Below are 22,460 nucleotides of genomic sequence, written 5' to 3'. Positions count from 1 at the left end.
CCGGCAGGCGGCGTGACGACGCCGGCCCGCCCCGCCACGACAAGCCCCACCACGACAAGCCCCGCCACGAACTAACGAGGGAATCAGTGCCCAAGCGCATCGACGTCAAGGACCTCAACGTCTACTACGGCGACTTCCTCGCCGTCGCCGGCGTCACGATGACCATCGCACCGCGGACCATCACCGCCCTGATCGGCCCGTCCGGGTGCGGCAAGTCCACCTTCCTGCGGACCCTGAACCGGATGCACGAGGTCATCCCCGGGGCACGGGTGGAGGGCGAGGCGGTGATGGACGGGCAGAACCTCTACGCCCCCGATGTCGACCCGGTCCAGGTCCGCCGGCAGGTCGGGATGGTCTTCCAGCGGGCGAACCCGTTCCCCACCATGTCGATCGCCGACAACGTGCTCGCCGGGGTGCGGCTGAACAACCGCAAGATCAAGAAGGCCGAGGCGGAGGACCTGGTCGAGCGGTCGCTGCGCGGGGCGAACCTGTGGAACGAGGTCAAGGACCGGCTCGGCCGGCCCGGCTCCTCGCTCTCCGGGGGCCAGCAGCAGCGCCTGTGCATCGCCCGGGCCATCGCGGTCAAGCCGCAGGTGCTCCTGATGGACGAGCCCTGCTCGGCGCTGGACCCGATCTCCACCCTGGCGATCGAGGACCTGATGACCGAGCTCAAGAACGACTACACGATCGTCATCGTCACCCACAACATGCAGCAGGCGGCGCGGGTGTCGGACCGGACCGGCTTCTTCAACATCGACGGCACCGGCAAGCCCGGCCACCTGGTGGAGATGGACGACACCGAGAAGATGTTCTCCTCGCCGTCGGTCAAGGCGACCGAGGACTACATCTCCGGCCGGTTCGGCTGACGGGTCCGGCGGTCGGCGGGGCGCCGACGGCGGCCGGGCGGGCGGCCGCGCCGGTGAGCCGGGCCCCGGGCGGGCGGCCGCGCCGGTGAGCCGGGCAGCCCGAGCGGGCGGTCGCCGTCGTCAGGGCAGGAGGCCGCCGATGGCCAGGTACAGGCCGGCGGCGACCAGGGCGGCCGCCGGGATGGTGAGCACCCAGGCGACGGCGATGTTGCCGGCCACGCCCCACCGCACCGCGGACAGCCGCTTGGTCGCGCCCACCCCCATGATCGCCGAGGTGATGGTGTGGGTGGTGGAGACCGGGGCGTGGAAGACGAACGCGGTGGAGTACAGCACCGCGGCCGAGACCGCCTCGGCGACGAAGCCCCGGGAGGGGTCCAGCTCGATCACCTTCCGGCCCAGCGTCCGCATGATCCGCCACCCGCCGGCGTAGGTGCCCAGGGAGATCGCCGTGGCCGCGGCGAGCTTGACCCACAGCGGGATGTCGGTGCCGGTGTGGAGCCCGCCGGCCACCAGGGCGAGGACGATCACGCCCATGGTCTTCTGCGCGTCCTGCAGGCCGTGGCCCAGCGCCATCGCCGCGGCGGAGACGGTCTGCGCCAGCCGGAAGCGGCGCATGGTGCGGTGGTAGGGCCGGCGCCGGACCAGCCAGAGCACGGCGACCATGAGCAGGTAGGCCAGGCCGAACCCGATCAGCGGGGAGGCGACCATCGGCACGACGACCTTGCTCAGGATCACGTCCCAGTGCACCTGGGTGGCCGAGGCCAGGCCGGCGCCGGTCAGCCCGCCGATGAGCGCGTGCGAGGAGGAGGACGGCAGGCCGAGCCACCAGGTGATGAGGTTCCAGACCACCGCCCCGACCAGGCCGGCCAGGATGACGCCGAGGCCGTGCGGGCCGCCCGGCGGGGTGATGATGCCCGAGCCGATCGTCTCCGCCACGCCGGTGCCCAGCATGGCGCCGAGCAGGTTCATCGCGGCGGCCATGGCCAGGGCCGCGCGCGGGGTCAGCGCCCGGGTGGAGACGGAGGTGGCGATGGCGTTGGCGGCGTCGTGGAAGCCGTTGGTGAAGTCGAAGAGGAGGGCGACGGTGACGACGACCAGGACGAGGACGAGGACGAGGTCCACGACGGTCAGGACTCCTTGAGCGCGATCGTCTCGATGCCGTTGGCGAGCCGCTCGAACGCGTCCGCCGCCGACTCCAGCGCGTCGATGACGCCCTTGAGCTTGATCACCGTCATCGGGTCGGTGCCGTTGTCGAAGAGCTCGGCGAGCAGCCGGCGGTAGACCTGGTCGGCCTGGTTCTCCAGCCGGTTGATCTCCACCCAGTACTCCCGCAGGCCGTCCAGGGAGCTCAGCCGCGGGACGGCGTCGGCGGTCAGCTCGGCGCACCGCTGCAGCACGGCCACCTGCTCGCTCACCCCGGCCGGCAGGTCCCCGATCTTGTACAGCACGATGAGGTCGCCGGCCTCGTCCATGTCGTCCATGCAGTCGTCCAGGGTGGACGCCAGCTGGTAGATGTCGTCCCGGTCGAAGGGCGTGACGAAAGTCTGGTTGAGCCGGCGCATGACCTGGTGGGTCGACTCGTCGGCCGCGTGCTCGACGTCGTGCAGCCGGCTGGCCAGCTCGGCCCGCCGGACCCGGTCGGCGCCGAGGATCTCCGCCAGCAGGCCGGCACCGGTGACCAGGTGCCCGGCGGTGGTGGAGAGGAGGGAGAAGAAGCTGGCGTCACGGGGCGTGGGGCGGAATCGCACCGGGTCTCCAGGGGCAGGGGCGGCAAGACGGGCCGCCGGGTCCGGCCGGCCAGAGATCAGGCTAGAGCAGAACCGGGTGGGCTCCGGACGAACGGGGTGGCGCGGGGCTGGGTGGGCCGTGGGAACCGGACGACGGCGGCCGGGGGCGTCGGAGGGTCGGGGCGGGGGCGGTATGGGGCGTGGCCCGGGCGGGCTGGCGTGGGGCGTGGCCCGGGCGGGGCCGGCGTGGGGCGGCGCCCGGGGGACTGCGGCCGCGACGAGACCGGCCAGGCGCGGGGCCCGACAGCGACGCGGGGATGGGGGCGGCCCGGACGACGTCGTCGGGGCCAGAGGATGAGGACGCCGGGTCGGAGAGCGCCAGTCGGCGCGAAGGCCGCTCTTGGCGGCTTGTGTTGGAGCCCGGGGCTTTCGCGACCCGGCGTCGGGCCCCACTCTACGTCCAGGGGTGGGCGGGTGCGCAAGGGCTGGGGACGATCCGGCGTGATCGCCGGTGGCGTACCGTGCCGGGCCGTGCGCGGCGTCCCGCCCCGACCTGCGGGCCGCGCGCCGCGCCCGACGAGCTCGCCATGGACTGCCGGCGGAGAAGCCGCCCGCGCGGTCAGCCCTCGCTCGGTTCCCGGCGGCGCGGCTCGAACCGGTAGCCGACGTTGCGCACCGTGCCGATGAGCTGGTCGTGCTCCCCGCCGAGCTTGGCCCGCAGGCGCCGGATGTGGACGTCCACCGTGCGGGTGCCGCCGTAGTAGTCGTAGCCCCACACCTCCTGCAGGAGCTGGGCGCGGGTGAGGACCCGGCCGGGGTGGGCCACCAGGTGCTTGAGCAGCTCGAACTCCTTGTAGGTCAGGTCCAGCACCCGGCCGCGGACGCGGGCGGTGTAGGCCGAGGGGTCGATGACGACGTCCCCGGCCTCCAGGACCTCGGCGTCGGTGTCGCCCTCCTCGACGGCCTGGGAGCGCTCGCCGATCATCCGCAGCCGGGCCTCCACCTCGGCGGGGCCGGCGCTGGCGAGCACGACGTCGGCCGCGCCCCAGGTCGCCGAGACGGCGGTGAAGCCGCCGTCGGCCAGGACGAGGAGCACCGGCGGGGCGGCCAGCGGCCCGGCCAGCATCCGGCACAGGGTGCGGGCGGCGACCAGGTCCTGGCGGGCGTCGAGCAGCACCGTGGCCGCGTCGGTCCCCTCGGCCAGGGCGGCGGGGGACAGCGGCAGCACGACGACGTGGTGGCCGAGGAAGGTCAGGGCGGGCAGCACGGCGGGGGTGCCGCCCGGGTCGGCGGTGAGCAGCACGAGCTCGGCCACGGCTCCCTCCTCGTTTTCGCGCACACTGTAACCGGCAGCGGTCCTGCCCCCGGGACGCCCGCCCAGGGCTGGACGACGGCGAGCCCCGGGCCCGGCTGGCACCCGCCACCCGGTCTGCCAGAATCGGGCCCGTGCCCGCCCCCCTCGCCCGACCCTCCGCGCGCACCAGCGGCGCCGGCGAGGGGCGGCACCGGTGAGCACGGCGTCGCGAGCAGCCGCGGCGGCCCTGGTCGGCGCCCCCTCACGGGCGGCCGTGACGGCGCTCGGCGCGGCCGTGCTGGCCCTCGCCGGCTACCTCTCCGGCGACCTGCTCACCGGGCTGGTCGTGCTCCTCGGGCTGCTTCTCGCGCTCGGCTGGCCGCGGCTGCTCGCCCTGCCCACCGGACCGGGCGTGACCGCCGTCATCGCCCTGGTGGCCGTGGCCGCGGCCGCCGCCGCCCGGTTCGCCTCCCTCGACGCCCTCGCCCTGGTCATGGGGCTGGCCGTGATCGCCGCCTTCGTGCACGAGATGCTCCGCCGGGACGGCCGCCCCCGGCTGGCCGAGTCGGTCTCTGGCGCGGTCACCGGCGCCGTGGTCGTCGTCTCGGCCGCGGGCTGGGTCACCGCCGAGGCCGGCCCGGGCAGCCCGCTGGTCGTCACCGCGGCGGCCACCATCGCCGCCGCGGCCGCGGTCACCGCCGTCCCGGCGCCGACCGCCCTGGTCGCCGGGCTGGCCACCGCCGCGGCCGCCGCCGCGGGCGTCGTCGCCGGGGCGATCCTGCCCGTCGTCGGGATGGTGCCCGGCGGGCTGGTCGGGCTGGGCACCGGCATCATCACCGCCGCCCTGCACGTGCTCTTCGGCCGGTTCCCCGCCTCCGGGCGGGTGCGGCCCGCCGTCGCCGCCGCGGTGCTGCCGGTGCTCGTGGTCGGCGTGCCGGTGCACCTGGTGGGCCAGCTGCTCGCCGCCTGACCGGGCCCGCTGCTCGCCGCCTGAGCCGGCCTGCGGCGGCTAGCCTGGGGGCATGCCGTTCACCCTGCCCGAGGACCTCGCCCCGGAGTGCTACCCGCTGGCCTGGCTGCTCGGCCGGTGGCGGGGCTTCGGGATGCTCGGCTACCCCGGCGTGCCCGAGCAGCCCTTCGTCCAGGAGATCGTCTTCGACCACGACGGCGGCCCCTACCTGCGCTCGACCAGCACCATCTGGCTCGCCGACACCGAGCGGTCCGGGCCCATCGCCCAGGAGATGACCGGCAACGAGGGCGCCGGGGCCCTCGTCCCGGCCGAGCAGTGGTCCACCGAGACCTCCTACTGGCGGCCCGTGCCGGCCTCGGCCGACGACGGCGGCGACGGCGTCCACGGCGGCGGGACCGAGCTGGAGGTGCTCGTCGCGGACCCCGCCGGGCAGATGAGCGTCTACCTGGGCACCGTGCGCGGGCCCCGGGTGGACCTGGCGACGGACGCCGTCGTGCGCACCGCCACCGCGGCCGAGGTCGCCGGCGCGACCCGGATGTACGGCCTGGTGCAGAGCGACCTGCTGTGGGCGATGGACCTGGCGGCGTTCGGCAACGAGCTGCAGTCCTACGCCTCCGGCCGGCTGAGCCGGCAGTCGTCCGCGGAGGGGGAGGCCTGAGATGACCAGTCCGCTGCTGGCCCGGCCGGGCGCCGTCGCCGCCGCCGGCCCGGACGCCGGCGTCGCGCTGCACTACGGCGACCCGGTGCACGAGCAGCGCGCCCTGGCCCGGGGGGAGGCCGTGGTGGACCTCTCCCACCTCGGCGTCGTCACCGTCACCGGCCCGGACCGGATCAGCTGGCTCAACACCCTCTCCTCCCAGCTCCTCCTCGGCCTGGAGCCGGGCGCCAGCACCGAGCTCCTCCTGCTGGACGTCCACGGGCACGTCGAGCACGCCCCGGCCGTCGTCGACGACGGCGAGACCACCTGGCTGGTCACCGAGGCCGCCGACGCCGAGCCGCTCGCCGCGTTCCTGGACAAGATGCGGTTCATGCTCCGGGTGGAGGTCGCGCGGCGGGACGACGTCGCCGTGCTGGGTACCGCGGCCGGCGGCTGGACCGCGCTGGCCGGGCACCCCGCCCACCTGCTGACCTGGCTCGACCCCTGGCCGCGGACCGCACCCGGCTCCACCCACTACGGCCCGCCCGACGCCGACCACCCCGGCGCGGAGGTGCCCCGCGGGCTCAGCCTGGTCCGCCGGGACGCCCTGGCCGACGTCGCCGCCGCCGGCGGGCGGCTGGCCGGCACCTGGGCCTGGGAGGCGCTGCGGGTCGCCGCGTGGCGGCCGCGGCTGGCCCGCGAGGTGGACGACCGGGCCATCCCGCACGAGCTCGACTGGCTCCGCACCGCCGTCCACCTCAGCAAGGGCTGCTACCGCGGGCAGGAGACCGTCGCCCGGGTGGTCAACCTGGGCCGCCCGCCGCGCCGGCTCGTCATGCTCCACCTCGACGGCTCCGAGCACGTGCTGCCCGAGCCCGGGGCGGAGGTGCTGGCCGGGGAGAAGGTCGTCGGCCACCTCACCTCCGTCGTCCGGCACGAGGAGCTGGGTCCGGCGGCGCTGGCCCTGGTCAAGCGGTCCGTGGCCGTGGACGCCCCGCTGCGCGCCGGCGGGATCGCCGCCGCGCAGGAGGTCATCGTCGGCCCGGAGGGCGTCACCGACGCCCGCCCGGCCGAGCGCCCCGGCGCCGGCCTGCGCCGCCGCGACCTGCGCCCGTGACCGAGCGGCCCGCGCCCGGCGGCCCCGGACCCGGCCGACGGCAGGGGCGCGGCCGGTGCGGCGGGGGCCAGGTCAGGACCGGCCGACGGCGGGGCGCGCGGACCGGGCGGCGCGGTGGACGGCAGGGGCGGCGCGGGCACGCCCGGACCGGCCGCCCGTGGCGGCGCGGGCAGCAGCGCCGAGGCGACGAGCCGACCCGCCCGGGAGGCGGACCGCCGCGCCGGGGAGGCGGTCCGGCTCATCGCCGTCGGGCTCGGCCAGTCGATGGACCCGCGCCGGTGGCGGGTCTTCCTCGGCGTCCGGGCCCGGCAGGGCGCCCGCCGGGTCCGCACCGCGGCCCTGCCGGTGGCCACGGCCGCGCTCGCCGCCGGGATCGCGTACTTCGTCTCCGGCGAGGTGCTGAACCACGCCGTGCCGCTGTTCGCGCCCATCGCCGCCTGGGTGTGCCTGGGCTTCCAGCCCGAGCGGCAGCTGCGCCGGGTGGCCGAGATGGGCGCCGGCGTCGCCGTCGGCGTCGGCCTGGGCGAGCTGTTCGTCCAGGTCTTCGGCGCCGGCCCGGTGCAGATCGCCGTCGTGCTCCTCGTCTCCGCGCTCATCGCCAGGTTCCTCGACCGCGGCCAGCTCCTCACCACCCAGGCCGGGGTGCAGAGCATCGTCATCGTCGCCATGCCGGCGGCCATGCTCAGCGGCGGGGCGCTGGGCCGGTGGTCCGACGCCGCCGTCGGCGCCCTGGTCGCCCTGGTCGTGGCCGCGCTGCTGCCCGGGGACGTGCACCGCCGCCCGCGGGCGCTGGCCCGGGAGGCCATGGGCGACCTGGCCGGCATGCTCAGCACGCTGGGCCGGGCGCTCCGCACGGGCGACGCCCAGCTCGCCGCCGACGCGCTCGCCCAGGGCCGCGCCTCCCAGGAGACGCTGGAGTCCTGGACCGCCGCCACCCGCAGCGCCGCCGAGCTGGCCCGCGTCAACCCCGCCCGGCGCGCGGACCGGCCGGTCATCGGCGAGCTCTCCCGGGCCGCGACCCTCGCCGACCGGGCGATGCGCAACGCCCGGGTGGTCGCCCGCCGGGGCGTGCTCGCCGTGGAGGAGGACGGCCCGGTCCCGGAGATCGCCGACCAGGTGGAGGCGCTGGCCGCCGGCGCCCGCTCGCTGGGCGCCTCGCTCGGCCGGGGCGAGCCGCCGGAGCAGGCCCGCGCGATGCTGGCGGACGTCGCCGCCGCGCTCGTGCCCGAGGCGTACGCCAGCCAGGGCTGGCGCCAGCAGACCCTGGTCTCCCTGCTCCGCTCCCTCGCCGTGGACGCGCTGCAGATGACCGGGCTGAGCTACCGGCAGGCGGTCCGCGAGCTCGGCGAGCCCTGACCCGCCGCCGGCAGCGGCTCCGCGCCGGCCGGGCCTCCCGGGTCTTCCCGGGTCGCCGGCGCGCAGCCGCCGGCCCGCCGTCCCGGGGACCCGAGGCGCCCGACGGCGGCGACAGCCCTGGCGCGAGGACGGCCCCGGGCCGGCACGAACCAGCGAACTCGCGCCGCCCGACAGTGCCGAGCTCGCCAGTCCGAGCCGAGTTCGCCAGTCACACGTAGCGAACTCGGCGCACAACCTCGAACTCGACACGAACGAGCGAACGCGCGGCCGGGCCGGGGGCGAGGAGGCGCCTCTCCCGAAGGCTCGCGGCCCGCCGGTTACGCTCTAGTGGTGGTCGGCAACCTGCAGGTCCTCCTCTTCCTCGCCCTGGCCCTGGTCATGCTCGGCCTGGAGCTGTGGGCCCTGGTCGACGCCGCCCGCCGGCCGGCCGGGGCGTTCACCACGGCCGGCAAGCGCACGAAGACGTTCTGGCTGGTCCTCCTCGGGGTCGCCGCGGTGATCGGGTTCGTCGCCATCCCGCCGCCGCTCGGCATCGGGCTCATGGGCGGGTTCCTGCAGCTCCTCGCCGTCGTCCCCGCCGGGGTCTACCTCGCCGACGTCCGCCCCGCCGTCCGGGGCTACGGCCGCCGTCGCCCGCCGCGCGGCGGGGGCTGGTGAGGTGCGGGCGGTCCTCCAGCGGGTGACCCGGGCCGCGGTCCGCGTCGACGGGGAGGTGGTCGGCCGGATCGACGCCCCCGGGCTGGTGGCGCTGGTCGGCGTGACCCACGATGACGGCCCCGCGCAGGTCTCCCGGCTCGCCCGCAAGATCGCCGAGCTGCGCATCCTGCGGGAGGAGGCCTCGGTGCTCGACGCCGGCGCCCCGGTCCTCCTCGTCTCCCAGTTCACCCTGTACGCCGACGTGCGCAAGGGCCGTCGGCCCACCTGGAACCGGGCCGCGCCGGCGCCGGTCGCCGAGCCGCTGGTCGAGGCGGTCGCCGCCGACCTGCGCGGGCGCGGCGTGCCGGTCGCCACCGGCCGGTTCGGCGCGGACATGGCGCTCGAGCTGGTGAACGACGGGCCGGTCACCGTGCTCGTCGAGGTCTGACGCCGAGGCAGGGCAGGATCGGGGCATGAGGATCGAGGCCATCCAGGGCGACATCACCACCCAGGCGGTCGACGCCGTCGTCAACGCCGCCAACTCCTCCCTGCTGGGTGGCGGCGGGGTGGACGGCGCCATCCACCGCGCGGCCGGGCCCGAGCTGCTCGCCGAGTGCCAGGACCTGCGCCGCACCGAGCTGCCCGACGGGCTGCCGGTGGGCCAGGCCGTGCCCACCCGGGGCTACCGCCTCCCGGCCCGGTGGGTCATCCACACCGTCGGCCCGAACGCCCACCGCGGCCAGACCGACCCGGCGCTGCTGGCCGCCTGCTTCACCAGTTCCCTGGACGTGGCGGTCGCCGTCGGCGCGCGGACCGTGGCGTTCCCGGCGATCAGCGCCGGGGTCTACGGGTGGGACCCGGCCCAGGTGGCCGGCGTCGCGGTGGCCAGCGTCCGGGAGTTCGCCGACGGGCCGGGCGGCAGCGCCGTCGACCTGGTCCGGTTCGTCCTGCTCGACGACGGCGTCCGGGCCCAGTTCGACCGGGCGCTCGTCGCCTGACGCCGGCCGGGTGCTGGCCGTCGGGCGCCGGCCGGGCGCTGGCCGCCGCGCGGCCGCGGGCCGCTGACCGGGCCCCGGCCCGGTGGTGCCGGGGCCGCCGCGGGGGCCGGCCGCCGTCGTCCCGGCCGGTATCACGCCGCTGGCGAACACGGGCAGTAGGGCGGGGACGCCGCCGTTAGCCTTGTCGAACGCCGCCCAACCCGCGCCGTGCCGGGTGCCGGACCGAGGGTGGCCGCCCCAGAGGAGTTCTCATGTTCGAACGCTTTACCGACCGAGCCCGTCGCGTGGTGGTCCTCGCCCAGGAAGAGGCGCGGATGCTCAACCACAACTACATCGGCACTGAGCACATCCTCCTCGGCCTCATCCACGAGGGGGAGGGCGTCGCCGCGAAGGCCCTCGAGGCGATGGACATCTCGCTCGAGGCCGTCCGCGCCCAGGTGACCGAGATCATCGGCGAGGGGCAGCAGTCCCCCGCCGGCCACATCCCCTTCACCCCGCGCGCCAAGAAGGTGCTCGAGCTGTCCCTGCGCGAGGCGCTGCAGCTCGGCCACAACTACATCGGCACCGAGCACATCCTGCTCGGCCTCATCCGCGAGGGCGAGGGCGTCGCGGCCCAGGTGCTGACCAAGCTCGGCGCGGACCTGAACCGGGTGCGCCAGCAGGTCATCCAGCTCCTCTCCGGCTACCAGGGCAAGGAGCCCGTCTCCGCCGGCGGCCCCGCCGAGGGCCAGCCGTCCGGGTCGGCCGTGCTCGACCAGTTCGGCCGCAACCTCACCCAGGCCGCCCGCGAGGGCAAGCTCGACCCCGTGATCGGGCGCACCCAGGAGATCGAGCGGGTCATGCAGGTGCTCTCCCGCCGCACCAAGAACAACCCCGTCCTGATCGGCGAGCCCGGCGTCGGCAAGACCGCCGTCGTCGAGGGCCTGGCCCAGGACGTCGTGCGCGGCGACGTGCCGGAGACCCTGAAGGACAAGCAGCTCTACACTCTCGACCTCGGCTCGCTGGTGGCCGGCTCGCGCTACCGCGGCGACTTCGAGGAGCGGCTGAAGAAGGTCCTCAAGGAGATTCGCACCCGCGGCGACATCATCCTGTTCATCGACGAGATCCACACCCTCGTCGGGGCCGGGGCCGCCGAGGGCGCGATCGACGCGGCCTCCATCCTCAAGCCGATGCTCGCCCGCGGGGAGCTGCAGACCATCGGTGCGACGACGCTGGACGAGTACCGCAAGCACATCGAGAAGGACGCCGCGCTGGAGCGTCGGTTCCAGCCGATCCAGGTGGCCGAGCCCACGCTCGTGCACACCATCGAGATCCTCAAGGGCCTGCGCGACCGCTACGAGGCGCACCACCGGGTCTCCATCACTGACGAGGCCCTGGTGGCCGCGGCCAACCTGGCCGACCGGTACGTCTCGGACCGGTTCCTGCCCGACAAGGCGATCGACCTGATCGACGAGGCGGGCGCCCGGCTGCGGATCCGCCGGATGACCGCCCCGCCGGAGCTGCGTGAGCTCGACGACCGGATCTCGGAGATGCGCCGGGAGAAGGAGTCCGCGATCGACGACCAGGACTTCGAGCGCGCCGCCCGGCTGCGGGACGACGAGAAGAAGCTCTCCGCCCGCCGGCTGGACCGCGAGAAGGCCTGGAAGAGCGGGGACCTGGACGCCGTCGCCGAGGTGGACGAGGAGCTCATCGCCGAGGTGCTGGCCATGTCCACCGGGATCCCGGTGTTCAAGCTGACCGAGGAGGAGTCCTCCAAGCTGCTGCACATGGAGGCGGAGCTGCACCGCCGGATCATCGGTCAGGACGCCGCCGTCAAGGCGCTGTCCCAGGCGATCCGCCGCACCCGCGCCGGGCTGAAGGACCCCAAGCGCCCCGGTGGCTCGTTCATCTTCGCCGGCCCCACCGGCGTCGGGAAGACCGAGCTGGCCAAGGCGCTGGCCGAGTTCCTGTTCGGGGACGAGGACGCGCTCATCCAGCTCGACATGTCGGAGTTCTCCGAGAAGCACACCGTCTCGCGGCTGTTCGGCTCCCCGCCCGGGTACGTCGGGTACGAGGAGGGTGGCCAGCTCACCGAGAAGGTCCGCCGGCGCCCGTTCTCCGTGGTCCTGTTCGACGAGGTGGAGAAGGCCCACGCGGACATCTTCAACTCGCTGCTGCAGATCCTCGAGGACGGCCGGCTCACCGACTCCCAGGGCCGGGTGGTGGACTTCAAGAACACCGTCATCATCATGACCACCAACCTCGGGACCCGGGACATCGCCAAGGGGCTGCTCACCGGCTTCCAGGCGGAGGGCGAGCTGTCCAACAGCTATGACCGGATGAAGACGAAGGTCAATGAGGAGCTCAAGCAGCACTTCCGGCCGGAGTTCCTCAACCGGGTGGACGACGTCATCGTCTTCCCGCAGCTGTCCCAGGACGAGATCGTCCGGATCGTCGACCTGATGGTCGCCCGGCTGGACACCCGGCTGCGCGACCAGGACATGACGATCGAGCTCACCCCGGCCGCCAAGAACCTGCTGGCCGAGCGTGGCTACGACCCGGTCCTCGGGGCCCGGCCGCTGCGCCGCGCGATCCAGCGGGAGATCGAGGACGTGCTGTCCGAGAAGATCCTCTTCGGCGAGCTCCACGCCGGCCAGCGGGTGCTGGTCGACGCCGAGGGCGAGGGCCTCCTGGGCCAGTTCACCTTCACCGGCGTCCCGGCCGGGGAGATCGCCAAGCCCGAGCCGGTCGCCGTCGGGAGCGGGGCCACGGTCGAGCAGCGTGACCTGCCGACGGCGCCCACCACCGGTGGGGCCGGCGGCGGCGGTCAGCTGCAGCCGGAGTCCTGACCGACCCGCCGCAACCGCGGCGAGCGGCCCCGCGGGTCCGCTCGCACCGCCCGGAAGGGCCCGGTGGCCAGATGGCCGCCGGGCCCTTCCGGCGTCTTCGGGGCTCGGTGGCCAGCAGGCTGCCGGGCCCTTCGTGCGTTACGGTCCCGGCCGGCTCCGCTCGGCTCAGAGGTGGCGGTAGCCGAGGCGGTGGATGGCGTAGGCGCGGATGGCTGCCGCCAACCACGCGGGAAGGTCGGGGTCCTCGGTCCCGGCGACGGCGCGCTGCTGGGGGTCGGTCTCGATCAGGTCGGCGAGGGCGTGGTAGGCCGCGGGATCGACGGGCCACAGGGCGCGGACGGCGTCGTGGTGCTCCACAACGACGTCGAGCGCCTGGGGCGAGGTGGGGTCGAGGCCGGACCGACGGGTGCGGGACAGGCGGGCGAAGAGCTCTCGGCCGTCGGCGGCCGCCTGGTCGTAGTCGCTCCTGGTCCAGTGCTCCGTTCCACCGGCTGCGGTCTGCACGCTGCTGGCGGCGGCGTCGCCGAACCGTTCCTGAAGGGTGGCGGCGAGCTGCGAGCGTCCCTCGTCCAGTCCCCGGAAGAACTCCTCATCGGGCAGACGGTCCTGGCCCTCGAGGTCCTCCAGGGTGCGGGTGATGGTGGCGGCGATCCGGTCGAGGCGGTCCCGTTCGGCGGTGACGAGCACCAGGTGGCGACGCAGCGCGGCGGCCTCGTCGTCATCCCCCGCGAGGATGGCGTCGATCTGCGGGAGCGGGACGTCCAGGTCGCGCAGCAGCAGGATGCGCTGCAGCCGGCGCAGCTCGCTCCGGCCGTACCAGCGGTAGCCGTTGGCGGAGACGGCGGCCGGGGCGAGCAGCCCGATCTCGTCGTAGTGCCGCAGGGTCCTGGCCGAGACGCCGGCCATCGTGGCGACCTGGCTGATCGAGTACTGCACGGCTCGACGCTAGCGGTTTGACCCTCTCGCTACGGCAGCTTCTAGTGTCCCCTGCATGAGCGCAGCACCACCCTTCGTCATCAAGGCCGACCGCATCTTCGACGGGACGGGAGTCCTCGCGGCAACGCACCTGCGTGTCGACCGGGGACTGGTCGAGGCGATCGGCGGGGAGGAGATCATCCAGCCGGGAGATGAGGTCACCGACGGCGGGGGCGGGACGCTGCTGCCCGGCCTCATCGATGCGCATGTGCACCTGGCGCCGGAGTGCACCGTGCTCGCCGCTCAGTTCGGCGTCACCACGTTGGTCGACCAGTTCAGCAAGCCGGACGTCATCGCGGCGGAGCGCGCGGCGGTGCTCACCGCCCGTCGTGGCGACGGACCTGCGCGTGCAGACTTCGTGACCTCGAGCATCGGTGCGACCGCCCCGGGAGGACATCCCACGATGGCGTACTCGCCCTTCCCGTACGTCACGGGGCCGGGTGATGCGGAGCCCTTCGTGGCTGGGCGTATGGCCGAGGGTGCAACGCACCTGAAGGTGATCTACGACGACGGGTCTGGGGCGATGCTCCACATCCCGGCCCTGGATGAGGCGACAATCCTCGCCCTGGTCCAGAGCGCGCACAATGCTGGGCTGTCGGTCGTCGCTCATGTCTCGACGGGGGAGGGGGCAGCACTTGTTGCCCGGTGCGGGGTGGACATGCTCGGGCACGTGCCGTTCGCCCCGATGAGCCAGGCGCAGCTGGACGAGGTGGCCGCGGCCGGGCTGGCTGTCATCGCGACCTTGTCGATCTCGGACGGCTTCCCCGTGCGCGCCGGGGTGATGCCACTGCGTGAGGACGTCCTGCTCGATACCCGGCTGACACCGGCCTGGCGCGAGGTGCTCGACACCCAAGCCCAGCGGTGGATGCCGCCGACCGGGCCGGACCTGGATGCGGCCCTTGCCAACGTCCGTGAGCTGGCGCGGCGCGGCTGTGCGATCCTCGCCGGAACGGACGCCCCGAACCCCGGCCTGGTCTATGGCGCCAGCCTCCACCGCGAGCTCCACCACCTGGCAGTAGCCGCCGGCCTCGGTCCCGCCGTCGCGCTGCGCGCTGCAACCTCGGTGCCGGCGCGCCTATTCGGCCTGCACGACCGCGGGCTCCTGAGCCCAGGCAAGAGAGCAGATCTCCTGCTCGTGGACGGCAACCCCCTCGACGCCATCGCTGACACCGCCCGCGTGCGCCACACGTGGGTCGAGGGAAGCGCCGTGGACCCCGCGGGCTACGTGGGCGGCCCCAGTGAGTCCGCAACCATCGCCTGGCTGTCCGACTCCCAGACGAAGATCCTTGCGGCCATCAAGGAGATGTGGCCGGAGCTCGCTGCTGCCGCAGGCCTGGGCGAGCCGATCGAGCCCACCGGTGACCCTCAGGTCGACGACGCTCTCCACCGGCTCATGAACCCCGACCGTGACGTGCGTCAGGCTGCGGCCCTCGACCTCGGCACGCTGGCCGACCCTGGCGCCGCTCGGGCGTTGGTGGCACGGCTGTGGTCCGAGCCGGACTTCTTCGTGCGCGACACGCTCTCCTGGGCGGTCACCCGCGTCGCCGAGGCGGCTGCACCGCTCCTGCTGGACGCGCTGGCCGGGGCCGACACCGCGTCGCGCGTGCAGGCGGTGCACGTCCTGAGCAAGATCGCGGACCCGGCGACCACCGACGCCATCGTGCCGCTGGCGGCGGACGATGACCCGGACGTGGCGGCCAAGGCCCGGTGGGCACTCACCCGCATCGGCGACCCCCGAGCCATCCCGGCCCTGGCGGCGCAGCTGGGAACGGGCGACAGCAACGGTCGGAACGGACTCACCCGCGACCTGGCATCCTTCGGTCGCGCCGCCGTGCCCTGCCTCGTCACGGCACTGACCAGCGACGAGGCACCGATGCGGCGCCACGCCGCCGAGGTCCTCTGCTTCATCGGCACGGGCGCGGAAGGTGCCACCGAGGCCCTGACCGAGGCGCTCCAGGACACCGACGAACAGGTTCGCCTGTCGGCGGCCATGGCCCTGTACGAGCTGCGCACCCCGACGGCTCAGGCGGTCCTCGCCCGCCAGACCGAGGCGGACGACCCGCGACTCCGCGCCATCGCGAACCGCGCGCAGTCCAGAACGGCACGCACGAGATGACCGTGCGACGGCGTCCTGCACGGACGGGCAGGGGGCTCGCCGGCCGGGCGGCGTGCACAGGGGCCGGTCCGCTGCACCGGTAGCACCGGTAGCTGACCCGGACCGCAGCCTGCGGACGTGCTGCGCGCCTGTGCACGTCAGGCGCCGAGTCCAGGACGGCGGGACGGTGGTGGCCATGACCGGTGGGAGGCACCATGGGGGCCATGATCGTGCTGCCGCGGAGCCGGCCGCTGACCCGCGGCGACCTGACGGCGGCCCCCGACGACGGGCACCGCTACGAGCTCGTCGACGGGTCGCTGGTCGTGACCCCCGCGCCGTCGGCCGGGCACCAGCGGGCGGTCGTGCGCCTGGCTGTGCTGCTCGACCGGGCCTGCCCGCCCGCGCTGGAGGTGCTCGTGGCGCCGTTCGACGTCGCGCTCGGCCCGGACACCGTGCTCCAGCCCGACGTCCTGGCGACCCGGCGGGCCGACCTCACCGACCGGGACCTCCCGGTCGCGCCGCTCCTCGCCGTCGAGGTGCTCTCGCCCAGCACCCGGCTGGTCGACCGCAACCTCAAGCGCGCCCGGTACGAGGCGGCCGGGACGCCGTCGTTCTGGGTGGTCGACCCCGACCAGCCCGCGCTGACCGCGTGGGGGCTGAGCGGTGGCCAGTACGTGCACGTCGCCCACGTCGTCGGCGCGGACGTGTTCCGCAGCCCGGTGCCGGCCGCCGTCGAGGTCGTGCCCGCGCGCCTGGTCGACTGACCGGCGCCGCGCCGTCGGCGGCCTGGACGGGCCCCCGGCCCCGCGCCGTCGGCGGCAGCTGCGGGCAGTCCTGTCGGAGCGCATCGCTGACGTGCGTCGAGGATGCGGTCCGGAACTGAGCTGGCCGGCCAGCACGAAGGTGATCGCGGCGCCGTCACCGGAGGTGGATAGCGTGGGACGGGGACGCGCAGGGCAGCCCGCTGGGTGATGAAGCCCAGGAGCGGGAGACGCCCGACGCCGTCGGGAACAGTGGCCGGCCCAACTCCCACCCGCTACCCGTAGCGCTCCACGAAGGAGCGCAGCAGCCGGTGGGAGGCGCTGACGTCCGCACCGGCCACCCGCTGGACGACGGCGTCGACCTCGTTCGCCGGGAAGTACCCGGCGTGCTGGTACACCCGGATGCGGGTGAGGACGGCGGCCCGGTCCATCTCGGGGTGGAACTGCGTGGCGTACTGGTTCCGGCCCAGCCGCACCATCTGCACCGGGCACGCGGCGGACGTGGCGAGCAGGGCCGCGCCCGGCGGCAGCACCGTGCAGGCCTCCTTGTGCCCGGTGTAGGCGGCGAACGACGGCGGCATCGCGGCCAGCAGCGGGTCCCGCCGACCCTCCTCGGTCAGCTCCACCGTCACCGCCGCGGTCGCCTCCGCGTAGGTGCCGTCGACGACGCCGCCCGCCTGCCGCACGAGCGTCCCGATCCCGTAGCAGGCCCCGAAGAAGGGCACGTCCCGGGCCCGGACCTCGGCCAGGACGACGGCGAGCTCGGCCTCCACGCGCCGCTGGGCCGGGCTCTTGTACTCCTCGGGGGCGGACGCCGTGAACGGGCTGCCGCCGAGGAAGACCCCGGCGTAGCGGTCCAGGTCCAACGGGGTGAACGGCCCGGTCTCCATCCGCACCCGCACCAGGTCCGCCGGCGCCAGGCCGGTCAGGGTGAGGAACGAGGCGTACTCCTCCGCGGCGGCGAGGTCCTCGAGCCGCGAGGCCAGCAGGAGGAACGGGCGGGACATGGCCGCAGTCAACCGCAACGTGGCGCCGGGCGCCGCGAGGAGGGCAGGCGTCCCAGATGGTGGCCGGTCGGGGCGCCACGGCTTCGGCGCCGGCGCCTCCCGGTGTGCGGGATTCATGTCGAAGTGGCGGGGTTCATGTCCGGGTGGCGTGAATGGTGGGGTTCATGTCCGCGTGGCGTGAATGGCGGGCGAGACCAGGGTCCTCGACCGGGCTGACCGCCGGAGGGCGCCGGGACGTGCCGTCTGCTGCGTAGCCTCGTGCCGTGGCTCGCATCCTCGTCACCGGCATGTCGGGCGCTGGGAAGACGACCTTGCTCGAGGAGCTCGCCCAGCGCGGGCATCGCACCGTCGACACCGATGACGACGGCTGGGTGCTGCCCGGCGCCATCTGGGACCCAGCTCGGATGAGCGAGCTCCTGGCCCGGCACGACCACGTAGTGGTCTCGGGAACGGTCGAGAACCAGGGCCGCTTCTATGACCGGTTCGAGCACATCGTGCTGCTGACGGCTCCGGTCGAGGTGCTGATCGAGCGTCTGGCGACGAGGACGAACAACCCGTACGGCCGCTCGGCCGAGCAGCAGGCTGAGGTCCGCCAGTACGCGATGGAGGTCGAGCCTCGGCTGCGACGAGGCGCGAGCGTCGAGCTTGACGGCCGCCGACCCGTCGCCGAGCTGGCCGATGCGGTCGAGGAGCTCATGTAGGAGCTGGCAGCGGGCGTGCTCCGGATGCGGGCCGATCGGGCCCCACCTACCGTGGACGGCGAGCCCGCGAGGGAACCGAGAGCCGAGGGAGACTGCCATGGGTCTGGGCGACAAGATCAGCAACGCCGCCGAGGAGGCGAAGGGCAAGGCCAAGAAGGCTGCCGGCGACGCCACCGACAACCCGCGCCTGCAGGCCGAGGGGCAGGCGGACAAGAGCAGCGCGAACGTCAAGCAGGCCGGGGAGAACGTCAAGGACGCGCTCAAGTAGCCCGCCGCCCGACAGTCGACGGACGAGCCCCCGCAGGTGGACCTGCGGGGGCTCGTCCTTGCCCGCCTACCAACGAAGTCCGTGCCACCTCCCGGCGACCGGACCGCCGTCGTCCTGCTCAAGCCAGGGCGAGCAGGATGAGGCCGATCCCCAACGGCACGTCGAGGAACATGCAGAACTCCGCCAGGGACCGGGGCACCACCTGGTTGCGGCGGTAGAGGACGGCGTCCCAGCCGGCGTGGCTGGCCAGCGTCAGGCCGGCCAGGACCAGGCCGGCGTCGGGGTCCATCACGACGGCGGCAACGGCGAGACCGCCGAAGCCGGCCATCGCGGCGCTCTGCGCGGTCAGGGCCGGGAGCGGCGCGCGGCGGAGCAGCCCGACCACGACCAGGCCGAGCGCGGTGACGCCCACGCCGACCCACCACGCCAGGCCGAGGAGCTCGCTCGCCACCACCACGGCGCTGCCGACGGCGATGCCGGCCCAGCCGACCCAGGGCCGGCCGAGCGCGGCCGCGCCGAGGAAGCACAGGGCGGCCAGGCTGACCCCCCGGGCGAGCGTCTCCCGGTCGGCCGCACCGGTCGCGACGAGCACGACCGCGACGGTCAGCCCCACCGCCCCGGGCCAGCGGCGCAGGACCGGGTGCCACCACGAACCGGCGATCGGGACGGCGGTTGCCCCTCCCGGCCCGCGCCCCCGACGCTCGGCGTCGCGGGCGAGCGCCGCGCTGCCTCGCTGGTTCTGCTGATACGTGAGATAGGCGTACGCCTCGTCCACGGTGGGGTCCTTCCCTCGGCTCGTGCCGGCCGCCGGTTCGGCGGGACGAGCACCACCGTGACCCCTTCCCGCGCAATACCCCCTACCGGTATCGTTCGGTGGCCGGATCCTTGGTGCTGATGTCCGTCTGACAGGGGTGGTTGGCCGTGGGCGAACGACTGGTGGCCGTGGTCGGGTACGACGGCGCCGAGCTGCTCGACATCTCCTGCGTGACCTCGACCCTGACCCTGGCCACGCGGCTGGGCGCCGCACCGCCCTACCGCACCGTGCTGCTGACACCCGGCGGCGCCCCCATCACCTGCGACTCGGGCCTGACCCTGGCCGCCCAGGGGTCCTTGCAGCGGTGGACCGGCGCGCTGGACACCGTGGTGGTCTCCGGCGGGCTCGGGCACGAGCGCGCGGCCGCCGACCCGCTGGTCGTCGGCCACGTCCGGCGGCTGGCGTCGCTCAGTGGACGCGTCGCCTCCGTCTGCACCGGAGCGAGCGTCCTGGCCGCGACCGGGCTGCTCACCGGCCGGCGGGCGACCACCCACTGGCACTACGCGGACCTCCTCGCCCGCCAGTACCGCCAGGTGCACGTCGACCCCGGCCCGATCTACCTGCGCGACGGCAACGTCTACACCTCGGCCGGGGTCACCAGCGCCCTGGACCTCACCCTCGCCCTGGTCGAGGAGGACAACGGCCCGGCCCTGGCCCGCCGGGTCGCGCGGGCCCTGGTGACCTACCTCCAGCGTCCCGGCAACCAGGCCCAGATGAGCATGTTCACCACCGGCCCGGAGCCCCGGCACGAGGCCGTGCGGTCCGCCGCCGCGCTGGTGGCCGAGCGGCTCGACGGCGACCTGTCCACCGCGGTCCTCGCCGCCCACGCCGGCGCCAGCCCGCGCCAGCTCACCCGCCTGTTCCTCGAGCACACCGGCCGCAGCCCGGCCCGCTACGTCCGCCGGGCCCGCCTCGAGGCCGCCGCGACCCTGCTGGCCACCACCGACCTGACCGTCGCCGCCGTCGCCCGACGCTGCGGCCTCGGCACCGCCGAGACCCTGCGCCAGGCCTTCGCCGCCGAGTACGGCCTGCCGCCGTCGGCGTACCGGGCGAGCGTGCGCCGGGCCGCCGGGCCCCGGACGACCGGCCAGACGGTCTCCGCCGCCCCGGCCGCCACCCTCGTCGGAGCGTCGAGCGGGCCCGCTCCGGACGGCGGGCGGGGCGCGGCGTACTGACCGGCCCGCTCCCGACGGCGGCCGAGGCGGGGTGGGGTGACCGGCCTGCTCCCGACGGCGGCCGCGGCGGGCGGGGTGACCGGCGTCCCAACGCCTCGGTCCCGCGGGCGAGGACGCCCGCCTCGGTGCGCGGACGCCGTCGGCCGGAGTCCACCTGACCGGGCGGCCCGCAGGGTGCCCAGGGGCCTCCCGCTGCGGCGGGCCGCGCCCTACCATCCCTCCATGTCGACAGACGACGCTCCGCCCGCCGGCGACACGCCGTGGGAGCCGCCGCTCGCCGGCACCGAGGTCGAGCACCTGCTCGGCGCGCTGGACCGGCTGCGCACCACCTTCCGGTGGAAGGTCGACGGCCTGGACGCCGCGGGCCTGGGCGCGAAGATCCCCACGTCGGCGCTGACGCTCGGCGGCCTGCTCAAGCACCTGGCCTGCGGCGAGGACGTGATGTTCACCGTGAAGCTCTCCGGCGAGGCCCCGGGCGAGCCGTGGCAGTCGGCCGACTGGGACACCCACCCGGACTGGGACTTCACCTCCGCCGCCGAGGACACCCCGGAGCAGCTCTACCGCCTGTGGGAGGGGGCGGTGGAGCGGTCCCGGGAGCGGGTGGCGCGGGCGCTGGCCGACGGCGGGCTCGACCACCCGGCGCACGTCGGCCGCGGCGAGGAGCACGCCAGCCTCCGCCGGCTCCTCTGCGACCTCATCGAGGAGTACGGCCGGCACACCGGGCACGCCGACCTGCTGCGCGAGGCCGTCGACGGCCTCGTCGGCGAGGACCCGCCGCCCGGGTGGAGACCCACCCGCCCCTGACCCGACGGGCACCGCGGTGGACGGTTCGCCGCCGCCGCGCTGCAGCTGTGCCGGCAGGTGTGCGAGCCGACCCCCCGGCAGGGCCGTGATGGTCTCGATGGGGCTTGGTAGCGTGGTCGGGCACATGGCGCCGCGTTCCTGGCCCGTCCGGGGACGCGATCATCGGCGCGGGCAGGGCGGCCCAGGGGTCGCTCATGACCGGTCGTCGCAGCCACGCCAGTGTCTGGCTCATCTTCTTCGTCAACGGCGCGGTGCTGTCCAGCTGGGCGCCGCGCATCCCCGCGGTCGCCGCCGACCTGGGCATCCGTGATGCGCACCTGGGTGCGGCGCTGCTGGGCATCGCCGCCGGGGCGATCCCGGCCATGGCCGCCGCGAACCGGATCGCTCGGCGGGTCGGCCTCGCCCGGTCGTGCCTGTGGGCGGGGGCGGTGTTCCCTGCCGCCCTGCCCCTGCTCGCGCTCGCCCGCACCACCGTGGAGCTCACTGCCGTGCTGGTGCTGCTGGGAGCGGCCAGCGGGCTGCTGGATGTCACCATGAACACCCTCGGGATCAGGCTGCAGCACCTGCGGGGCACCGCGTTGCTGACCGGCCTGCACTCCGGCTACAGCCTCGGCGTGCTCGCCGGGTCCGGCGGCGCGATCCTCGCCACCGCCCTGGACGCCGGCGTGGGCGTGCACTTCACCGTGGTCGCGGTCGTCCTCCTCGGCCTGACCGGCACGGCCGCGCCGGCCGTCCTCCGGCTGGGGAGTCAGCACGAACCCGCGCGGGCCCGGCCCGCCCCGCACCGGCGGTCCGCGCCGCCTCGGCGGTCCGCGCCGCCGGTCCGGTCCGGTCGAGTCCGGGTGACCGCGGGCGTCGTGGTGCTCGCGATCTGCGGGCTCCTGCTCGAAGGGCTGATCACCGACTGGTCGGCGCTGCTGCTCACCCGCGACCTTGCCGCACCAGCCACCCACGGCGCCATCACGCTCACCGCGTTCAGCCTGGCGATGTTCACCTCCCGCGCCGTCACCGACCGCCTCCTGCACCGAGTACCCGAACCCGTGCTGCTTGCCGCCGGGAGCCTGCTGACCCTGACCGCGATCGGCCTGGCCTCGGTCAGCGGGCAGGCGTGGGCCATGACGGTCGCGATCGTCCTCACCGGGCTCACCCTCGGGCCGGTCTTCCCCCTGGCCATCGCCCGCGCCGCCCGGCACTCCGCGCAGGACGCAGCGGTCACCACCGCCAGAGTCAGCATCCTCGGCTACAGCGCCTACCTGGCCGGCCCACCGTTGATCGGCACCTTCGCGCAGACCGTCGGCCTGCCGCTCGCGTTCATGCTCATCGCCTGCACCGCGTCCCTGGGAATCCTGCTCACCGCCCCCGCGAGATAGGAGCGGTGGCTCCGCAGCCATCCAGGGCTCGGCCATGCCCGCTGTGGATCGGGTGCGTCAC

At 74.9% G+C, this 22,460-nt stretch carries 22 protein-coding genes; 16 read left to right on the top strand and 6 right to left on the bottom strand.

Annotated elements, in window-relative coordinates; genetic code table 11:
• Positions 1–86 precede the first annotated feature (86 nt).
• Positions 87–866: a phosphate ABC transporter ATP-binding protein PstB gene (gene pstB, locus MF406_RS16810; RefSeq protein ID WP_242895756.1), complete on the top strand. Its 780-nt coding sequence runs from the start codon at positions 87–89 to the stop codon at positions 864–866.
• A 120-nt stretch (positions 867–986) separates the two neighbouring features.
• Here pstB and MF406_RS16805 read toward each other — a convergent pair whose 3' ends face one another.
• From MF406_RS16805 to MF406_RS16795, 3 genes are all read right to left on the bottom strand, one after another.
• Positions 987–1,988 (bottom strand): inorganic phosphate transporter, encoded by a 1,002-nt coding sequence (locus MF406_RS16805; RefSeq protein WP_242895755.1) that lies wholly within the window; start codon positions 1,986–1,988, stop codon positions 987–989.
• A gap of 5 nt (positions 1,989–1,993) precedes the next feature.
• The gene (locus tag MF406_RS16800; protein ID WP_242895754.1) at positions 1,994–2,614 is read right to left on the bottom strand and encodes a DUF47 domain-containing protein; all 621 of its coding nucleotides are present in this window, start codon (positions 2,612–2,614) and stop codon (positions 1,994–1,996) included.
• A gap of 598 nt (positions 2,615–3,212) precedes the next feature.
• Complete coding sequence (locus MF406_RS16795; protein WP_242895753.1) at positions 3,213–3,908, bottom strand: response regulator transcription factor; 696 nt, start codon at positions 3,906–3,908, stop codon at positions 3,213–3,215.
• 193 nt (positions 3,909–4,101) lie between these two features.
• On the opposite strand from MF406_RS16795, the gene MF406_RS16790 reads away from it, so the two are divergent.
• The 8 genes from MF406_RS16790 to MF406_RS16755 all read left to right on the top strand — a co-directional run bounded on the left by MF406_RS16790 (position 4,102) and on the right by MF406_RS16755 (position 12,429).
• Positions 4,102–4,857, top strand: a complete 756-nt coding sequence (locus MF406_RS16790; protein WP_242895752.1) for a hypothetical protein — start codon at positions 4,102–4,104, stop codon at positions 4,855–4,857.
• Positions 4,858–4,909: 52 nt separating this feature from the next.
• Positions 4,910–5,515 carry an FABP family protein gene (locus tag MF406_RS16785; RefSeq protein WP_242895751.1) on the top strand — a complete coding sequence of 202 codons (606 nt, stop codon included), beginning with the start codon at positions 4,910–4,912 and terminating at the stop codon, positions 5,513–5,515.
• 1 nt (position 5,516) lies between these two features.
• Entirely contained in the window at positions 5,517–6,611 is a 1,095-nt protein-coding gene (locus tag MF406_RS16780; protein WP_242895750.1) for a folate-binding protein YgfZ, read from the top strand.
• Between the two features lie 114 nt (positions 6,612–6,725).
• Positions 6,726–7,967 (top strand): aromatic acid exporter family protein, encoded by a 1,242-nt coding sequence (locus tag MF406_RS16775; RefSeq protein ID WP_242895749.1) that lies wholly within the window; start codon positions 6,726–6,728, stop codon positions 7,965–7,967.
• 330 nt (positions 7,968–8,297) lie between these two features.
• Entirely contained in the window at positions 8,298–8,624 is a 327-nt protein-coding gene (locus tag MF406_RS16770; RefSeq protein ID WP_242895748.1) for a DUF2516 family protein, read from the top strand.
• Position 8,625: 1 nt separating this feature from the next.
• Positions 8,626–9,051 carry a D-aminoacyl-tRNA deacylase gene (dtd, locus tag MF406_RS16765; RefSeq protein ID WP_242895747.1) on the top strand — a complete coding sequence of 142 codons (426 nt, stop codon included), beginning with the start codon at positions 8,626–8,628 and terminating at the stop codon, positions 9,049–9,051.
• Between the two features lie 25 nt (positions 9,052–9,076).
• Complete coding sequence (locus MF406_RS16760; protein ID WP_242895746.1) at positions 9,077–9,601, top strand: O-acetyl-ADP-ribose deacetylase; 525 nt, start codon at positions 9,077–9,079, stop codon at positions 9,599–9,601.
• A 251-nt stretch (positions 9,602–9,852) separates the two neighbouring features.
• The gene (locus MF406_RS16755) at positions 9,853–12,429 is read left to right on the top strand and encodes an ATP-dependent Clp protease ATP-binding subunit (RefSeq protein WP_242895745.1); all 2,577 of its coding nucleotides are present in this window, start codon (positions 9,853–9,855) and stop codon (positions 12,427–12,429) included.
• 165 nt (positions 12,430–12,594) lie between these two features.
• Here the strand turns inward: MF406_RS16755 and MF406_RS16750 are convergent, their stop codons facing one another.
• The gene (locus MF406_RS16750; protein WP_242895744.1) at positions 12,595–13,365 is read right to left on the bottom strand and encodes a MerR family transcriptional regulator; all 771 of its coding nucleotides are present in this window, start codon (positions 13,363–13,365) and stop codon (positions 12,595–12,597) included.
• A 55-nt stretch (positions 13,366–13,420) separates the two neighbouring features.
• On the opposite strand from MF406_RS16750, the gene MF406_RS16745 reads away from it, so the two are divergent.
• Positions 13,421–15,520: a HEAT repeat domain-containing protein gene (locus MF406_RS16745; RefSeq protein WP_242895743.1), complete on the top strand. Its 2,100-nt coding sequence runs from the start codon at positions 13,421–13,423 to the stop codon at positions 15,518–15,520.
• 203 nt (positions 15,521–15,723) lie between these two features.
• On the top strand, positions 15,724–16,263 hold the full coding sequence (locus tag MF406_RS16740; protein WP_242895742.1) for a Uma2 family endonuclease: 540 nt from the start codon (positions 15,724–15,726) through the stop codon (positions 16,261–16,263).
• A 272-nt stretch (positions 16,264–16,535) separates the two neighbouring features.
• Here MF406_RS16740 and MF406_RS16735 read toward each other — a convergent pair whose 3' ends face one another.
• Positions 16,536–17,267 carry a glutamine amidotransferase gene (locus tag MF406_RS16735; RefSeq protein WP_242895741.1) on the bottom strand — a complete coding sequence of 244 codons (732 nt, stop codon included), beginning with the start codon at positions 17,265–17,267 and terminating at the stop codon, positions 16,536–16,538.
• Positions 17,268–17,530: 263 nt separating this feature from the next.
• Here MF406_RS16735 and MF406_RS16730 point away from each other — a divergent pair, with 263 nt between their 5' ends.
• Both MF406_RS16730 and MF406_RS16725 read left to right on the top strand, forming a co-directional pair.
• Positions 17,531–17,968 carry an AAA family ATPase gene (locus MF406_RS16730; protein ID WP_242895740.1) on the top strand — a complete coding sequence of 146 codons (438 nt, stop codon included), beginning with the start codon at positions 17,531–17,533 and terminating at the stop codon, positions 17,966–17,968.
• Positions 17,969–18,065: 97 nt separating this feature from the next.
• Complete coding sequence (locus MF406_RS16725) at positions 18,066–18,236, top strand: CsbD family protein (protein ID WP_242895739.1); 171 nt, start codon at positions 18,066–18,068, stop codon at positions 18,234–18,236.
• 118 nt (positions 18,237–18,354) lie between these two features.
• Here MF406_RS16725 and MF406_RS16720 read toward each other — a convergent pair whose 3' ends face one another.
• On the bottom strand, positions 18,355–19,011 hold the full coding sequence (locus tag MF406_RS16720; protein WP_242895738.1) for a hypothetical protein: 657 nt from the start codon (positions 19,009–19,011) through the stop codon (positions 18,355–18,357).
• 146 nt (positions 19,012–19,157) lie between these two features.
• On the opposite strand from MF406_RS16720, the gene MF406_RS16715 reads away from it, so the two are divergent.
• The 3 genes from MF406_RS16715 to MF406_RS16705 all read left to right on the top strand — a co-directional run bounded on the left by MF406_RS16715 (position 19,158) and on the right by MF406_RS16705 (position 22,399).
• Positions 19,158–20,225, top strand: a complete 1,068-nt coding sequence (locus MF406_RS16715) for a GlxA family transcriptional regulator (RefSeq protein ID WP_242895737.1) — start codon at positions 19,158–19,160, stop codon at positions 20,223–20,225.
• Positions 20,226–20,447: 222 nt separating this feature from the next.
• Positions 20,448–21,029 carry a DUF664 domain-containing protein gene (locus MF406_RS16710; RefSeq protein ID WP_242895736.1) on the top strand — a complete coding sequence of 194 codons (582 nt, stop codon included), beginning with the start codon at positions 20,448–20,450 and terminating at the stop codon, positions 21,027–21,029.
• 194 nt (positions 21,030–21,223) lie between these two features.
• Entirely contained in the window at positions 21,224–22,399 is a 1,176-nt protein-coding gene (locus tag MF406_RS16705) for an MFS transporter (protein ID WP_242895735.1), read from the top strand.
• Positions 22,400–22,460: the final 61 nt, after the last annotated feature.

Origin of the sequence: Georgenia sp. TF02-10, assembly GCF_022759505.1 — a bacterium.
GTDB lineage: Bacteria > Actinomycetota > Actinomycetes > Actinomycetales > Actinomycetaceae > TF02-10.
Note: the sequence above shows the minus strand (reverse complement) of the source record. Positions and strands in the feature narration are given on the sequence as shown.

Excerpts from the sequence above, each read along its gene's own strand:
- MF406_RS16745 (WP_242895743.1), top strand. The coding sequence starts at position 13,421 with ATGAGCGCAGCACCACCCTTCGTCATCAAGGCCGACCGCATCTTCGAC.
- MF406_RS16710 (WP_242895736.1), top strand. The coding sequence starts at position 20,448 with ATGTCGACAGACGACGCTCCGCCCGCCGGCGACACGCCGTGGGAGCCG.
- MF406_RS16780 (WP_242895750.1), top strand. The coding sequence starts at position 5,517 with ATGACCAGTCCGCTGCTGGCCCGGCCGGGCGCCGTCGCCGCCGCCGGC.
- MF406_RS16755 (WP_242895745.1), top strand. The coding sequence starts at position 9,853 with ATGTTCGAACGCTTTACCGACCGAGCCCGTCGCGTGGTGGTCCTCGCC.
- MF406_RS16725 (WP_242895739.1), top strand. The coding sequence starts at position 18,066 with ATGGGTCTGGGCGACAAGATCAGCAACGCCGCCGAGGAGGCGAAGGGC.
- MF406_RS16785 (WP_242895751.1), top strand. The coding sequence starts at position 4,910 with ATGCCGTTCACCCTGCCCGAGGACCTCGCCCCGGAGTGCTACCCGCTG.
- MF406_RS16735 (WP_242895741.1), bottom strand. The coding sequence starts at position 17,267 with ATGTCCCGCCCGTTCCTCCTGCTGGCCTCGCGGCTCGAGGACCTCGCC.
- MF406_RS16705 (WP_242895735.1), top strand. The coding sequence starts at position 21,224 with ATGACCGGTCGTCGCAGCCACGCCAGTGTCTGGCTCATCTTCTTCGTC.
- MF406_RS16760 (WP_242895746.1), top strand. The coding sequence starts at position 9,077 with ATGAGGATCGAGGCCATCCAGGGCGACATCACCACCCAGGCGGTCGAC.
- MF406_RS16740 (WP_242895742.1), top strand. The coding sequence starts at position 15,724 with ATGATCGTGCTGCCGCGGAGCCGGCCGCTGACCCGCGGCGACCTGACG.